Genomic DNA, 14,850 nt, shown 5'->3' with positions numbered 1-14,850 from the left:
CCGACGAGATCATGTACGAGATCATGAACCTGTCCGGGCAGGAGTACGTCGACATGTATGCCACCCGCGCCAAGGAGGAGGCCAAGCGCATCGAACGCGCGGCTGCCGCCGAGCGCAAGCAGGCCTCCTGACCTCCATGGGGTTCCTCTCGGCGCGACCGCAGGATCCCGCGGTGGTCGCGGTCGAGGACCGACTGCACCGGGCCCTCGCGGTCTTGCGCGTGGTGGTGCTGCTCAACGCCATCGCGCTCAACGTGCACCGCGACAACTTCGCGCGTCACGAGCTCGGCGTCGCCGTCCTGGTGGCGATGACGCTGTGGACCTTCTTCGCGATCTGGGCGTACGCCGCCCCGCAGCGTCGGGTGCCCGCTCGCCTTCGCCGACCTCGCCATGGCGCTCGCGTCGTTGCTCTCCACGCTGGTGGTCAAGGGGGAGTGGTTCAACGCCTCGGTGCCCGGGTTCTGGGTCGCCGGCGCGCTGCTGGCCTGGGCGGTGCAGTGGCGCTGGAAGGGCGGCCTGATCGCGGGCGCGATCATCAGCGTCGTCGACCTGGGGATGCGCGAGCACATCACGCAGACCAACTACGCCAACGTCTTCCTGCTATTGATCGCCGGCACCATCGTGGGCTACCTGTGTGGCTCCCTGAGGGTCTCCGCCGCGTCGCGAGCTGCCGCCGAGCGTACGGCCGCTGCCGCATCCGAACGGGCCTCGGCTCGCGCGCGTGGTGCACGACGGCGTGCTGCAGGTGTTGGCGCTGGTCCAGCGTCGTGGTGCCGAACTCGGGGGCGAGGCTGCCGAACTGGGCGCGCTCGCCGGCGAGCAGGAGAAGGCGCTACGCACCCTGATCCGGCAACAGGACGAGACCGCCTCGGGTGACCTGGGCGCCGTGGGCGACCTGGCGGCCGCGCTCGAAGGCGTTGCTGCGCAGTCCGGGCTCGTCGTCGAGGTCTCCGGGCCCGGCGGGCCGGTGGAGCTCCCGGCTCCCGCCCGCCGCGAGCTCGCCGACGTCGTCGCCGAGTGCCTGGCCAACGTCGCCCGCCACGTCGGTGCCGATGCCCGAGCCTGGGTGCTGGTCGAGAACCTCACCGACCAGGTCGTCGTCACGGTGCGCGACGAGGGCCCCGGCATCCCCGCCGGCCGGTTGGAAGCAGCCGAGGCCGAGGGTCGCCTCGGCGTCGTCGAGTCGATTCGCGGCCGGATCCGCGACCTCGGCGGACAGGCGTCGCTCTTCACCGACTCCGGACTCGGCGTCGAGTGGGAGTTCACCGTCCCCCGCCAGGAGGAGCCGTGACGATCCACTCCGGACACCCGTTTGCGCAGCCGCCGGAGGACCGCGACCAGGCCCGCCGCTTCCGCGGCCGTCTCGGTGGTGCGGTCAGCCTGTGGACGACCGGCGCCGGACGCGACCGGGCTGGCCTCACCGTCTCGTCCCTGATGGTGGCCGGTGGAGAGCCTGCACGCATCCTCGGACTACTGGATCCCGACTCCGACCTGGCCGACGCGTTGGCGGCTGACGCGCGCTTCGTCGTACAGCTGCTGGAGTGGCCGCACCGCGACCTCGCCGAGATGTTCGCAGGCACGGCACCGGCCCCCGGTGGCCTCTTCGCGCAGGCGGAGTTCGTCGACACCGCCTGGGGCCCGCGGTTGGTGAGTGCGTCGACGTGGGTCGGACTGCGCGTCGAGTCGTTGCGCGAGGTGGGTTGGTCGACCGAGGTCTGTGGGCTCGTGGAGGAGATCGTGCTCGGTGAGGAGAACCGTCCCCTGGAGCACCGTCGGGGCCGCTGGAAGGGCTGAGCGACACGCAACGGCGTGCTGGACAGTGGACCCCCTCGGGTGTCTGATGGGGCCATGATCCAGATCCTCGGCTTCATCCTCATCGGCGTGGTCATCGGCGTGCTCGCTCGGTTGCTCCGGCCGGGCAAGCAGTCACTCAGCATGATGGCGACGGTGGGTGTCGGACTCGTCTCCGCCCTCATCGGCGGCATCGTCGCCTCTCTCATCGGCACGGGAAGCCTCGACGAGATCAACTTCATCGGCTTCGTCGTCGCCGTGATCGCGGCCATCGTGATCATCCCGGTCGCAGAAGGCATCACCAGCAAGAAGTGATCCCGGGCGGCGGCAGCACGTCGTCTACCGTGCTGCCATGACCCAGGAGATCTCGGAACCGGTGCGGGTGATGGTCGTCGACGACCACCCCATGTGGCGCGACGCCGTCGAGCGCGACCTGGCTGCGGCCGGCTTCGACGTGGTCGCCGTGGCCTCGGGCGGTGACGAGGCTCTCGTCCGGTTCCGTGCCAGTGCCCCGCAGGTGATCGTGCTCGACCTCCAGATCCCCGGCCCCAACGGGGTCGAGGTGACAGCGGAGGTGCTGCAGCAGGACCCGTCGGCCCGGGTGCTCATCCTCTCCGCCTCGGGGAGCAGGACGACGTGCTCGCCGCCGTCAAGGCAGGCGCCACCGGCTATCTAGTGAAGTCGGCGTCGCGTGAGGAGCTGATCGACGCCGTACGCCGGGTCGCGCGTGGTGACGCCGTGTTCACGCCCGGCCTGGCCGGGTTGGTGTTGGGCGAGTACCGCCGGCTGCAGGAGGAGCCCGGGCCGAAGCTGACATCGCGCGAGACCGAGGTGTTGCGTCTGGTCGCCAAGGGGTTGTCCTACAAGCAGATCGCCGATCGACTGGTGCTCTCGCACCGCACCGTGCAGAACCACGTGCAGAACACGCTGCGCAAGCTGCAACTGCACAACCGGGTTCAACTCACCCGATGGGCGATCGACCAGGGCCTCGACGAGGAGCCAGAAGGGGCTTGAGGCCCGATCCTGTGTTGGTTCTGTGCACTTTCCTGCGGTGAGAAGTGCACAGACCTCACACTCGATCGTGAGGGTGTGGACAGCGGCTGTGAGCCACCGTCGCTCCACGGCAGGGTCGACACCATGCCGTGGAACCTGCCGCCTCCCCGACTGCCGGCGCCGCAGTTCGTGACGCCGGTCCGAGCAGACCTGCGCGGCATCGCTGGGCCCAAACCGAGCACGGCTCGGGGCAGCAAGTGGCGGCGAGTGGCCCCGCATCTCTTCGTGCCCACCGATGCGTCGCTGCAGCAGCCGGCCCAACGCATTCTCGAGGCCTCGCTCCGGATTGGCGACGGGCGCGGGGCGGTCAGCGGCTGGGCGAGCCTGCACCTGGCGGGCGCGCCCTGGTTCGAGGGCCGAGACTCCTGGGGACGCGACCTGCCGGTGCTGTTGGTGAGCCGGAGCCAGATCACGGTGCCGATCGGCGTGCGGCTCCTTCGCGCCGGCGTCGACCAAGCCGAGCTCGTGCTCCGCCACGGCGTGCCCTGCACGGGCGTGCACCGAGCGCTCTTCGACGAGATCCGCAGCCGCGGACACCTGCGTCCTGCCGTGGCCGCCATCGACATGGCCCTGCACGCAGGGCTCACCACGTTGGACGAGTTCGGCGCTTGGCTGGCCCCACTGCGTTGCGTGCCCGGCCTCGTGTTGGCGCGGGAGGCGCTCGCCCTTGCGATGCCAGGTGCGGAATCCCCGCCGGAGTCTGGACTGCGACTGCTGTGGCAGCTGGATGCGCGGCTCGGGCCGCCGCTGCCGAACGTCAATCTCCACTCGACCTCGGGCAGGTTCCTGGGGCGCCCCGATCTCTTCGACCCGGTGGCCGGAGTGATCGGCGACTACGACGGCGCGCACCACCGCGAGACGCGGGCACGGGCGAAGGACGTTGCTCGCGAGGAACTCTTCCGCAACCACGGTCTGGAGTACTTCTCCGTTGTCGGTGGCGAGATGCACCGGCGCCAGATGATCGTCGAGAGGATCCACGCGACGTACGCCCGGGCTGGGGCGTCAACCGTCCTGCCGCGCTGGCGAGTGAGCTGAGACGGCGCTGGCTCCAGCCCGTGTTGGATCCGTGCACTTTCCTGCGCCGAGAAGTGCACAGACCTCACACTCGATCGGGACCGGCATCAGAGCCGGTCGAAGGACCTCTGCGCTCGATCGCGAGCGGAGTGCGCGGCCGCGAGGTCGGTGCGGGCCTCCCGAAGGGTCTCTCCGGCCTCGGTCAGCTCGGAGTCGATGTGCTCCTGCTCCTCCTCGCGTTCGGCCAGTTGACGCCGGAGCTCTGCGATCTCCGACTGGAGTTGCAGGCTGCGTGCCTCCAACCTGGTGACCTCGTCGTCTGCCTGCCCCACGGCCTGCTCGGCGCCGGCGACCTCGTCCTCGGCCTCGGCCAGGGCGGCTCGAGCGGCGTCACGGCGCTTCGACTCGGCGTCGGGGTCCGGCACGACACGCAGGTCGGGCCGCTGGGGCACCGGCTCGGCCAGCTCGCTGGGCGTGAAGTCGACGAGGTCGGGGAGCGCCACCGCGGCGGACAGGTCCAGCCGGTCGACGCCGGTCGCCGTCAGCGCCGAGACCAACAACCCGGTGCGTACGGCGGCCGCCGCACCTTCGTCGATCATCGCCGCGGTCAGGGTGGCCTCGACCTGGTCGGCCACGGCCGAGGTGACTCGCTGTCCGTGCTCGAGGGCCACCGCCCGGGCGCGGGTGGTGACGGCTGCGGTCAGCTGGCGCCGTTGCCGGGTCAGGGCCCGGAGCTCGTCGGCCGCGAGGGTGGCCTGCGCCTCGCGGAGTGCGGCACCGACCGCCAGCACCTGGTCGACCTGGCCGGGCTCGCGGCGTACCAGGATGTTGACCACCCAGGCCGCTGTCGACGGCTTGCGGAGGGCCTTCACCGAATCTGCGAACGCGCGGTCGTCCTTGCGATGGGCCTTCACGATCTCGTCGCGGGCGGGGGTGAACTCGGGGAGGGGCAGGCCGTAGAGCCGGTCGGCGGTCTCCACCAGCATGTCCATGGCTCAGGCCCAGCCCTTGGCGCGCTCCACCGCGTCGAGCCAGCGCGCATGTGCGGCGTCGGCGCTGGTGCGGTCGGCCACCGGTTCGAAACGGCGGTCGAGCTGCCAGGTCGCGCGCAGGTCGTCGGTGCTGGCCCAGACGCCGGTGCCCAGACCGGCCAGGAAGGCGGCACCGAGACCGGTGGTCTCGACGAAGCGTGGGCGCTCCACGGCCAACCCCAGCTGGTCGGCCTGCGCCTGGCAGAGCAGGTCGTTGTCGGCAGCACCGCCGTCCACACGCAGCGAGCTCCCGCCCCTGATGCCCTGCGTCTCCATGACGTCACGTACCTCGAAGGCGATCGCCTCCAACGTGGCGCGCACGATGTGGGCCCGGGTGGTGCCGCGAGTGAGCCCGATCAGCAGGCCGCGAGCATGCGGGTCCCAGTGCGGCGCTCCGAGCCCGGTCAGCGCGGGCACGAAGACGACGCCCTCGGTGTCGTCAACGGTCGCTGCGATCGCCGCTGTCTCCGCGGCGGAGCCGACGATCTGGAGTCCGTCACGCAGCCACTGCACTGCCGCACCGGTCACGAAGATCGACCCTTCGAGAGCGTAGGTGAGCTCACCCTCGGGGGAACGCCACGCAGCGGTGCTGAGCAGCCCGGCCTCGGAACGCACCAGCTCGGTACCGGTGTTGGTGAGGATGAAGGAGCCGGTGCCGTAGGTGCACTTGGCGTCGCCCGGGTCGAAGCAGGTCTGGCCGAAGAGTGCTGCCTGCTGGTCGCCGAGGATGCCCGCGATCGGCACCTCGAGGCCGGCGAACGTGCGCGGGTCGGTGGTGCCGATGACTCCCCAACTGGGGACGAGCTCGGGCAGTGCCTCCCGGGGGACGCCGAAGAGGTCGCAGAGCTCGTCGGACCAGTCGCCGGTGGTGAGGTCGAAGAGCAGGGTGCGGCTGGCGTTGGAGACATCGGTGACGTGCCAGGTGCCGCGGGTCATCCGGGCGATCAGGTAGGAGTCGACCGTGCCGATGGCGTAGCGGCCGGACTCGACCAGCGCCCAGGTGTTGGGCTCGTGCTCGGCGATCCACCGTAGCTTGGTGGCGGAGAAGTAGGGATCGAGTCGCAGGCCGGTCAGTTCGGTGACCCGCGGGCCGCGGCCCTCGGCCTCCAGCCGGGAGCAGATGTCTGCCGAGCGGCGGTCCTGCCACACGATCGCGCGTCGTGGCGAGGCCAAGGTCTCCCGGTCCCACAGCATGATCGTCTCGCGCTGGTTGGTGATGCCGACCGCGGAGACCTGGCCGCCGTACGTCGCCAGCACGCTGCGGGTCGCCTCGAGTGTTGCCTGCCAGATCTCTTCCGGCACGTGCTCCACCCAGCCGGGCCGGGGAAAGTGCTGGGCGAACTCCTGGTAGCCCTTGGCAACGATGCTGCCCTGTTCGTCGACCACGAGTGCGGTGACGCCGGTCGTGCCGGCGTCGATCGCGAGGACAGCCATCAGTTCTCCTCCTGCGCTGCACGGCCGCTACGTCGCAGGATCGCCAGAACCCGTTGGTCGATCCAGGCGCCGCTGGGTGCGACTCGCATCTCGTAGTTCTCGTGCCCGCTCCACTCAAGCAGGTCTTCGTGTCCCAGCGCCTGCACCAGTGCAGTGATCTCGGCATCGAGCTCCGGGGTGACCTCGACCTTGTCCTCCTCGACGGTGGCGGTGAGGAAGAGGTCGTTGAGCTCCAGCAGCCGTTCGAGTTCCGGGATGGGCGTCGGGTGGTCGTCGACCCGCAGGTCCACCGCGACGTCGTCCCCGCCGCCGTACCCGGCTGCGTCCTTGACCACGAGCAGGGCCGCCGACTGGCGCCCGCGTCGGTCCCCACCGGCGGCGTCCCCGGCCGACAGCGCAGCAAGCAGGCGGACTGCCAACGGAGCGGCGGGGTCACTGGCGAGGAAGGCCCGTTCCATCTCCTCGACGACCTCCGAGCCGGTCAGCACGTTGCCCTGGATCGCGTAGCCGTCGCCGGTGAGGCTTCCGGCCCACGGGTAGCAGGCGCTGCCGGTGTGGGAGGCCGCGGTGCCGTCGGAGTCGATGATGCCGACCTGACGGCTGTCGCGGTCGGGATCCTCCTCGAGGAGGCGCTGCAGCGCGACCGATGCGGTCGCGCCCTCGTCGAGGTGGGAGAGGGCCAGGCCCTTGTAGGCCACGTTGGCCTCGGCCTGGGTGGCGATCGCGCCGACCTGGGCAACGGCTGCTGGCACGGCGTTGCCCACGGCAAGGAACTTCGAGGCGACGGCAACGCCCCAGGACTCACCGTCGGTGGATCGGGCGACGATCGAGAAGGTCATGGCCGCAGCCTAGATGTTCCGCGCAGTGCGGGTCCTCGCCGCGACCAGGCGTCGCACGATGTCGGCGCCGAGCTTCGACCCGGACCTTCGACACCGACCGTCGACACGGAGCGGAGATGGTTGCCAGTGGGGCATGCGGCAGGGAAGAGTGAGCGGGACCACACGACGACGGGATCGATGTCGCCGGTTCTCGGAGGGAGTGCGGATGAGCGAGGAAAAGACCACCGACCGTGAGCCGGAGCTGAAGCGGGTCCTTGGTCCCGGGCTGCTGCTGCTCTTCATCGTCGGGGACATCCTCGGCGCCGGTGTCTACGCGGTCACGGGCAGACTCGCCGACCAGGTCGGCGGCGTGGCCTGGTTGCCGTTCCTCGTGGCGTTCGCTGTGGCGACGCTGACCGCCTACAGCTATCTGGAGCTGGTGACGAAGTATCCGCAGGCAGCTGGCGCCGCGCTCTATGCGCACAAGGCGTTCGGCGTGCACTTCGTGACGTTCCTGGTCGCTTTCACCGTCGTCTGCTCCGGGATCACCAGCGCCTCCACCTCGTCGGGACTGCTCGCCTCCAATCTGCTGATCGGCCTCGACGAGGTGATTCCCGGCGTACCCACGGGGAGCACCGCCACGTTGCTGGTCGCGCTGGCCTTCATGGTGTTCCTCGCGCTGGTGAACCTGCGCGGCGTGGGAGAGAGCGTCAAGTTCAACGTGATCCTCACGGTCATCGAGATGGCGGCGCTGGCGATCGTCATCGGCATCGGCTTCTGGGTGATCGGTCGCGGTGAGGGCGAAGGGCTCGATCGGGTCACCGTCTTCGAGTCGCCCAGTGACAAGGGCCTCTTCATGGCGGTCACGATCGCCACGGCCATCGCGTTCTTCTCGATGGTCGGCTTCGAGGACTCGGTCAACATGGTCGAGGAGACCAAGAACCCGGAGAAGATCTTCCCCAAGATCATGCTCACCGGTCTGGGCATCTCGGTGATCATCTACATGCTGGTGGCCGTTTCGGTCGTGGCCGTGGTGCCGGCCGGGCAGATCGCCAACCCGGTCAACCCCGAGGCCGGGGCACTGCTCGACGTCGTACGCATCGGTTCCCCCGACATCCCGATCGACAAGCTCTTCCCGTTCATGACCGTCTTCGCGGTGGCCAACACCGCGTTGATCAACATGCTGATGGCCTCCCGTCTCATCTACGGCATGGCCAAGCAGGACGTGCTGCCCCCGGTGCTGGGCAAGGTGCTCCCGGGGCGCCGGTCGCCGTACGCCGCCATCGCCTTCACCACGGTCCTCGCGCTGGGGCTGATCATCGTGGTGCGCACGCAGTCCGACACCACGGTCGTCGCGGCCCTGTCCGGCACCACAGCGCTGTTGCTGCTCGCGGTGTTCTCCCTGGTCAACGTCGCTTGCCTCATCCTGCGGCGCGATCCGGGCACCGGCAAGACGTTCCGCGCGCCGACCTGGATCCCGGTCCTCGGCGCGGTCACCTGTCTCTACCTGCTCGGCCCGTGGGCGCGTCTCGACGAGGACATGGTCCAGTACAAGATCGCCGGGGGACTGCTCGCCATTGGTGTGCTGCTGTGGCTGGTGACGATGGTCGTGCACCGGCCCGAGGGCGGTCGGTTCAAGGACGTCGAGCATCTTGGTGAGGACTGAGCGTCCGAGGTGAGCCACGTCGGGCGTCCCGCGTAGTCGACGCCGCAGGCGCCCACGCGGTGGGGGCGCATAGTATCGGTGTGTGATCCCCGACTTGGCCACCCTGCAGGCGCAGGGCGCAGCGCAGCAGCCCACCTACCCTGACCCGGCAGCGGTCGACGCCGCCGTGGAGACGTTGCGTGGGTTCCCGCCGCTGGTCTTTGCCGGAGAGTGCGATGAGCTCAAGGGCAAGCTCGCAGCCGTCGGTCGCGGCGAGGCCTTCCTGCTGGCCGGCGGTGACTGCGCCGAGACCTTCGACAGCGTTGCGGCCGACAACGTGCGCAACAAGTTGCGGGTGCTGCTGCAGATGGCCGTCGTGCTGACCTACGCCGGCTCCGTCCCGGTGGTGAAGATGGGTCGCCTGGCGGGGCAATATGCCAAGCCGCGCTCGTCAGACACCGAGACCCGTGACGGGGTGACGCTCCCGGCCTACCGCGGCGATGCGGTCAACGGCTTCGACTTCACCCCGGAGTCGCGGATCCCCGACCCGCAGCGTCTGGTCGACGTCTACCACGCCTCCGCGATGACCCTGAACCTCATCCGCGCCTTCGTCAACGGCGGGTACGCCGACCTGCGCCAGGTGCACACGTGGAACACCGACTTCATCCGTGAGTCGCCGTTCGCGCAGCGCTACGAGCAGGTCGCCAACGAGATCGAGAAGGCGCTGGAGTTCATGCGCGCCATCGGCGCGAACCCTGACGAGTTCCATCGCGTCGACTTCTACTCGAGCCACGAGGCGTTGCTGTTGCCCTACGAGCACGCGATGACCCGCGTCGACTCGCGCACTGACAAGCCCTACAACGTCTCCGGCCACTTCCTGTGGATCGGTGAGCGCACCCGACAGCTGGACGGCGCCCACATCGAGTACTTCAAGCACCTCAGCAACCCGATCGGTTGCAAGGTCGGCCCGACTGCGACGCCCGACGACGTACTCGGCCTGGCCTCCGCGCTCAACCCGAACAACGAGGAGGGCCGGCTCACGCTGATCACCCGCTTCGGTGCCGGCAAGATCCGCGACGTGCTGCCGCCGTTGGTCGAGAAGGTCGCCGCTGAGGGCGTCAACGTCACCTGGGTGACGGACCCGATGCACGGCAACACGTTCGAGGCGTCCACGGGCTACAAGACGCGCCGGTTCTCCGACGTGCTCGACGAGGTCCAGGGCTTCTTCGACGTGCACCGCGCCCTCGGCACCGTGCCCGGGGGCATGATGGTCGAGATGACCGGTGACGACGTCACCGAGATCGTCGGTGGTGGTGAGGAGATCGACGAGCACGGTCTCGCGCACCGCTACGAGTCCGTCGTCGACCCGCGACTCAACCGGGTGCAGTCGCTCGAGCTCGCCTTCCTGGTTGCCGAAACGCTCCGCCAGCGCTGATTCATCGACGCCTTGCCGCTTCGGCACGGAGGTAGCGTGGCCGACGTGATCGACCTGCGCTCCGACACCGTCACCCGGCCGACCGAGGCGATGCGCGCCGCGATGGCGTGCGCGGAGGTGGGCGACGACGTCTATGGCGAGGACCCGACGGCGCGGCTGCTCGAGGAGCGCATCGCGGAGCTCTTCGGACACGAAGCGGCGCTTTTCACCCCGACCGGGTCGTTGGCCAACGTCTTGGCAGTGCGCACCCTCGTCGGGGTGGGGGAGGAGGTGCTCTGCGAGTCCTCTGCCCATGTCGCCCGGGCTGAGCTGGGGGCGCATGCCGCGATCACCGGCCTGACCATGCGCACCTGGACCCACCCGGCAGGCCGTCCGGACCTCGAGGCGATCGCGTCGCTCTTTGCCCCGGACCTCGGTCCGTTCTTCGTCCCGACCAGGGCGATCGCCGTGGAGAACACGCACAACTTCGCTGGTGGCACGATCACCCCGATCGAGGAGCTGCGTGCGTTGCGGGCCTACGCCGACAGCGTGGGTTGCGCCCTCCACCTCGACGGGGCCCGGATCTGGAACGCCCACGTCGCGACCGGGGTGCCGCTTGCCGAGTGGGGTGCGCAGGTGGACGTGTTGGCGGTCTGTCTCTCGAAGGGTCTGGGGGCGCCCATTGGGTCCCTGGTCGTCGGGTCGCAGGCTGCGATCGACGAGTCCCGGGTCTGGCGCAAGCGGTTGGGCGCTGGCATGCGTCAGGTCGGCGTCCTCGCGGCGGCGGGCCTGCACGCCCTCGACCATCACGTCGACCGCCTGGCCGACGACCACGCCAACGCGCACCTGCTGGCGGAGGCGCTGGGAGTCGACCCCGCCGGGGTGGCGACCAACATCGTCGTGGCGTCACGACCCGACGCTGCGTCGTACGTCGCCCGGGCGCGAGAGGAAGGCGTCCTCATCAGCGCACTGGGCACCAACCGGGTGCGTCTGGTGACACACCTCGACGTCGACCGGGCAGCCACCGAACACGCAGCCGCCGTGCTCGCGAGCCTCTGACCCAGCCAGCCACCGCCGCTGGTCGAGTCCACCGCCGCTGGTCGAGCCTTCCCCGTTGGTCGAGCCTTCCCCGTTGGTCGAGCTTGTCGAGACCCCCGCGATCCGCGCGCCCTCGCCCGTGATGGGGGCGCTCTCGTTCGAGATGGGGGCGCCGTCGACGGAGAGGTGGGTGTGATGGGAGACACAGGTTCTCCCGGTGTCCGGGAGTGGGGCCAACGGCTGGTGGCGCAGGCCCGAGAGTCGGATCCATGACGCAGACAGGTGAGGCACCGGCCACCGTCGAGAGCGACGCTTCCGGGCACGACTGCGAGTACGACGTGATCGTCGTCGGGACCGGGGCGGCCGGGAGCGCCGCCGCCATCGCGGCGCACGATGCCGGAGCGTCGGTGCTGCTGGTCGAGAAGTGTTCGGAGGAGGAGGCCGGCGGCAACACTCGGGTCTCCGGGGGCGGCTGGGCGAACCTCGGCGACCAGGAGACTGCGACCCGATTCCTCCGGGCAGTGTGTGGCGACTTTCCCGTCGCCGCAGACGTCGTGGACGCCTGGGCGCGTGAGGTCGTCGCCAACTCCGACTGGATGCGCAGCCTGGGGGCGGACGTCGCCCAGTGCCTCCAGTTCCACACCAAACCGGAGTACGAGGACCACGAGGGCAGTGAGTGCTACCTCGGGATGGACGCGGTCGGTGGTGCACTCGGCAACTTCGGTCTCCACGACTTCCTGCGCTCGGCGTTGGCCGAACGCGACATCCCCGTCCTCTGGTCGAGCCCTGCCTCGCGTCTCGTCACCGATGGAGCGGGCGCGGTCGTCGGCGTGCGTGTGGCCGGCCCGGACGGTGACCGCCGCTACGGCGCTCGGGGCGGCGTCGTCCTCGCAACAGGTGGATTCCAGGCCAACGCACAGATGGTGCGGGACTACCTGCGCCTGACCACCACGACCTTGTGGGGATCGCCCCACAGCACGGGCGACGGACACAAGCTGGCCCAGGCGATCGGTGCCGACCTGTGGCACATGGACAACATGATGACGCACCGTGGGCTCGACGTCGGTGGACACGGAATGTTCCTGTCGGTCTACGCGGCCGACAACTATATCTTCGTCAACCGCGATGCCCGCCGGTTCCGCAGCGAGACCATCGCTGCGCGCCACGGCCATGTCATCGACGGCCACGGCACTGAGCTCAACCCACTGCATCCAGCCCTGATGGTCTTCGACGAGCAGATGCGCGTGGCCGGTCCGCTCGGCGCGGGACGCGACATGCTCCCGGTGGGGTGGGGACTGCTGATGGAGGGCGTCACCTGGAGTGTCGACAACTCCGCGGAGATCGAGAGTGGGGTCATCCGACGCGCAGACACGATCGCCGAGCTGGCCACGCTGGTCGGGCTCGACCCCGAAGCCCTGGAGGCCACGGTGGCCGGTTACAACAGTGCCTGCGCCGCTGGTCGAGACGATGCGTTCGGTCGCTCACCCGCCAAGCTGGCACCGATCGACGAAGCGCCCTTCTACGCGATCGAGGTCGAGCCGATGCTCGGCTGGAGCAACGGTGGACCTCGGCGCGACGGGCGTGCCCGAGTGATGAACGTGTGGGGCAGTGCGATCCCCGGTCTGTATGCGGCGGGCGAGTTGAGCTCGACGTACAGCTGGGGCAAGGACGGCGGGTTCCACATCGCCGATGCCCTTGCCTTCGGGCGGATCGCTGGTCGCGAGGCTGCCGACCACGCTCGGCGTTGACCTGGACACCGCATGCCCGCGTCGACGACCACTGGGAGCAACATGACCAAGGACCTCCAAGCGCTCTTCGCCGTCGCCTACATCGCCCACGTCAGGGGACGCGTGGCCAGGTCCTCCTTCTTCGGGGAGCACGGCATCGTCGGCGAGCGGATGCAGGGCGACGAGGTCCCCTTCAAGGAGATGACCGGCCCGCTGTGGGATGAGCTCGAGCCCATTCCCGGCAGCGCCTGATCCTCCGGCCCATGATCGAAGCGGTGGCATCGAGCTGCCGCGCCGCACAGATGAACGAGGACGAGATGCAGCGCGAGGAAGTGACAGTGACGGACAACGGGTGGGACGACGAGTGCGACGTCCTGGTGGTCGGCTCCGGCGCGGGTGGTCTCACCGGGGCCTACACCGCCGCGCGCGAAGGACTCACCGTGATCCTGGCCGAAGCGAGTGGAGCCTTCGGAGGCACCACGGCCTACTCCGGCGGAGGCATGTGGTTCCCCAACAACGCCGTCCTTGCGCGGGCGGGAAGCACGGACACTCCGGCTGCCGCCCGCACCTACTATCGCGCGGTGGTCGGTGACCGGACCCCGGAGACGCTCCAGGACGCCTACCTCGAGACCGGTCCCCGGCTCGTGGACTACCTCGAGGCCGACGAGGCCTTCCGTTTCGTCGTGTGGCCCTGGCCCGACTACTACGGATCGGCACCCGAGGCCAGCCCCACGGGGCGGCACATCATCATGAAACCGATCCGCCCCGAGCAACTTGGCGATCTGCGCGGACTGATCCGGCCCCCACTGGGGGTGGAACGTGGCGGTGAGGAGCTGCCTGCGGCAGTCAACGGTGGCCAGGCGCTGGTCGGACGGCACCTGCTCGCCCTGTCCGGCCTCCCCAACGCCGACCTGAGACTCAACACCTGCTGCGACGAGCTGGTCCGAGACGGTGACACCGTCGTCGGTGCCGTCGTCAGCCAGGACGGCGTACGCCGCCGGGTCCGGGCACACAAGGGCGTGATCATCGCGTCGGGTGGCTTCGAGCACAACCAGGAGATGCGCTCCGAGTACGGCGTGCCCGGTGCTGCACGCGATGCCATGGGTCCCGACACCAATCAGGGACTGGCCATCCGCGCTGGCATCGAGGTCGGTGCCGACGTGGACCTGATGGAGGAGGCCTGGTGGTCGCCGGGGATGACGCATCCCGACGGACGCTCCACCTTCTCGCTCTGGTTCACCGGCGGGATCTTCGTCGACGACCAGGGGGACCGGTTCGTGAACGAGTCCTGGGCCTACGACCGGATCGGCAGGGAGGTGATCGCTCGGATGGATGCGGGCACGGTGAGCCTGCCCTTCTGGATGATCCATGACGACCGTGACGGAGCGGTGCCCCCGGTCCGCTCCGCCAGCGTTCCGATCGGACGGCCAGCGGACTACGAGGAGGCCGGGCTGTGGGTCAGCGCCGACACCTTGGAGGAGCTCGCCGAGAAGATCGGTGTCCCGCCACAGCGCCTGGTCGCCAGCGTCGAACGGTTCAACGACTTCGTCGCGTCCGGCCGTGACGATGATTTCGGTCGTGGTGAGGAGCCCTACGACCGGGCCTTTGCGGACGGTGGGTCGCCGCTGGTGGCGATCGAGAAGGGTCCCTTCCACGCCGCGGCCTTCGGTCTCTCCGATCTCGGCACGAAGGGCGGACTTCGGACCGATGAACGCGCTCGGGTGCTGGACGCCCGGGGGCAGGTCATCCGGGGCCTGTATGCGGCGGGCAACTCGCAGGCAGCCGTCAGCGGACAGACCTATCCCGGAGGCGGCAACCCGATCGGATCCAGCATGGTGTTTGCTCACCTCGCAGCCCTCGACATGGCGACGACCGGCTGAAGCCGG

15 protein-coding genes and 2 pseudogenes are annotated in these 14,850 nt (G+C 69.4%); 14 read left to right on the top strand and 3 right to left on the bottom strand.

Annotated features, from left to right (window positions below):
• The 8 genes and pseudogenes from L1066_RS10080 to L1066_RS10050 all read left to right on the top strand — a co-directional run.
• A pseudogene (locus L1066_RS10080) lies at positions 1-131 on the top strand (1-acyl-sn-glycerol-3-phosphate acyltransferase); the annotation flags it as partial.
• Positions 132-389: 258 nt separating this feature from the next.
• Positions 390-593: pseudogene (locus tag L1066_RS27635) on the top strand (DUF5931 domain-containing protein); the annotation flags it as partial.
• Positions 594-720: 127 nt separating this feature from the next.
• Positions 721-1,290 carry a sensor histidine kinase gene (locus tag L1066_RS27630; RefSeq protein ID WP_235736198.1) on the top strand — a complete coding sequence of 190 codons (570 nt, stop codon included), beginning with the start codon at positions 721-723 and terminating at the stop codon, positions 1,288-1,290.
• On the top strand, positions 1,287-1,793 hold the full coding sequence (locus L1066_RS26585; protein WP_235736197.1) for a flavin reductase family protein: 507 nt from the start codon (positions 1,287-1,289) through the stop codon (positions 1,791-1,793). Before L1066_RS27630 ends, L1066_RS26585 begins: the two co-directional genes overlap by 4 nt.
• 54 nt (positions 1,794-1,847) lie before the next feature.
• A complete protein-coding gene (locus L1066_RS10060) occupies positions 1,848-2,105 on the top strand; it encodes a GlsB/YeaQ/YmgE family stress response membrane protein (protein WP_235736196.1) in 258 nt (85 codons plus the stop codon).
• Positions 2,106-2,142: 37 nt separating this feature from the next.
• Positions 2,143-2,466, top strand: a complete 324-nt coding sequence (locus L1066_RS29160) for a response regulator (protein ID WP_446499904.1) — start codon at positions 2,143-2,145, stop codon at positions 2,464-2,466.
• Positions 2,427-2,804 carry a response regulator transcription factor gene (locus tag L1066_RS29155; protein WP_446499903.1) on the top strand — a complete coding sequence of 126 codons (378 nt, stop codon included), beginning with the start codon at positions 2,427-2,429 and terminating at the stop codon, positions 2,802-2,804. The genes L1066_RS29160 and L1066_RS29155 overlap by 40 nt, the downstream gene beginning before the upstream one ends.
• Before the next feature lie 123 nt (positions 2,805-2,927).
• Complete coding sequence (locus L1066_RS10050; protein ID WP_235736195.1) at positions 2,928-3,878, top strand: hypothetical protein; 951 nt, start codon at positions 2,928-2,930, stop codon at positions 3,876-3,878.
• Between the two features lie 86 nt (positions 3,879-3,964).
• On the opposite strand, the gene L1066_RS10045 is transcribed toward L1066_RS10050, so the two are convergent.
• Genes L1066_RS10045 through L1066_RS10035 form a run of 3 tightly spaced genes read right to left on the bottom strand, consistent with a single transcriptional unit; the run spans position 3,965 to position 7,161 of the window.
• Positions 3,965-4,849 carry a hypothetical protein gene (locus tag L1066_RS10045; protein WP_235736194.1) on the bottom strand — a complete coding sequence of 295 codons (885 nt, stop codon included), beginning with the start codon at positions 4,847-4,849 and terminating at the stop codon, positions 3,965-3,967.
• A 3-nt stretch (positions 4,850-4,852) separates the two neighbouring features.
• Entirely contained in the window at positions 4,853-6,322 is a 1,470-nt protein-coding gene (glpK, locus tag L1066_RS10040; protein WP_235736193.1) for a glycerol kinase GlpK, read from the bottom strand.
• On the bottom strand, positions 6,322-7,161 hold the full coding sequence (locus L1066_RS10035) for a DUF1028 domain-containing protein (protein WP_235736192.1): 840 nt from the start codon (positions 7,159-7,161) through the stop codon (positions 6,322-6,324). The genes glpK and L1066_RS10035 overlap by 1 nt, the downstream gene beginning before the upstream one ends.
• 205 nt (positions 7,162-7,366) lie before the next feature.
• Here L1066_RS10035 and L1066_RS10030 point away from each other — a divergent pair, with 205 nt between their 5' ends.
• The 6 genes from L1066_RS10030 to L1066_RS10005 all read left to right on the top strand — a co-directional run bounded on the left by L1066_RS10030 (position 7,367) and on the right by L1066_RS10005 (position 14,844).
• Positions 7,367-8,806, top strand: a complete 1,440-nt coding sequence (locus L1066_RS10030) for an APC family permease (RefSeq protein ID WP_235736191.1) — start codon at positions 7,367-7,369, stop codon at positions 8,804-8,806.
• Between the two features lie 82 nt (positions 8,807-8,888).
• Complete coding sequence (locus L1066_RS10025; RefSeq protein ID WP_235736190.1) at positions 8,889-10,220, top strand: class II 3-deoxy-7-phosphoheptulonate synthase; 1,332 nt, start codon at positions 8,889-8,891, stop codon at positions 10,218-10,220.
• Between the two features lie 36 nt (positions 10,221-10,256).
• Positions 10,257-11,258: a threonine aldolase family protein gene (locus L1066_RS10020; protein ID WP_312007466.1), complete on the top strand. Its 1,002-nt coding sequence runs from the start codon at positions 10,257-10,259 to the stop codon at positions 11,256-11,258.
• Positions 11,259-11,506: 248 nt separating this feature from the next.
• Entirely contained in the window at positions 11,507-12,985 is a 1,479-nt protein-coding gene (locus tag L1066_RS10015; RefSeq protein ID WP_235736181.1) for an FAD-dependent oxidoreductase, read from the top strand.
• 42 nt (positions 12,986-13,027) lie between these two features.
• On the top strand, positions 13,028-13,216 hold the full coding sequence (locus L1066_RS10010) for a hypothetical protein (RefSeq protein ID WP_235736182.1): 189 nt from the start codon (positions 13,028-13,030) through the stop codon (positions 13,214-13,216).
• A gap of 11 nt (positions 13,217-13,227) precedes the next feature.
• Entirely contained in the window at positions 13,228-14,844 is a 1,617-nt protein-coding gene (locus L1066_RS10005; RefSeq protein WP_235736183.1) for an FAD-binding protein, read from the top strand.
• Positions 14,845-14,850 lie beyond the last annotated feature (6 nt).

The sequence above is a fragment of the Nocardioides alcanivorans genome, assembly GCF_021555175.1.
In the GTDB taxonomy this organism is placed as follows: Bacteria; Actinomycetota; Actinomycetes; order Propionibacteriales; family Nocardioidaceae; genus Nocardioides; species Nocardioides alcanivorans.
The sequence above is the reverse complement of the archived record's forward strand: the minus strand, read 5'-3'. Positions and strand labels throughout refer to the sequence as shown.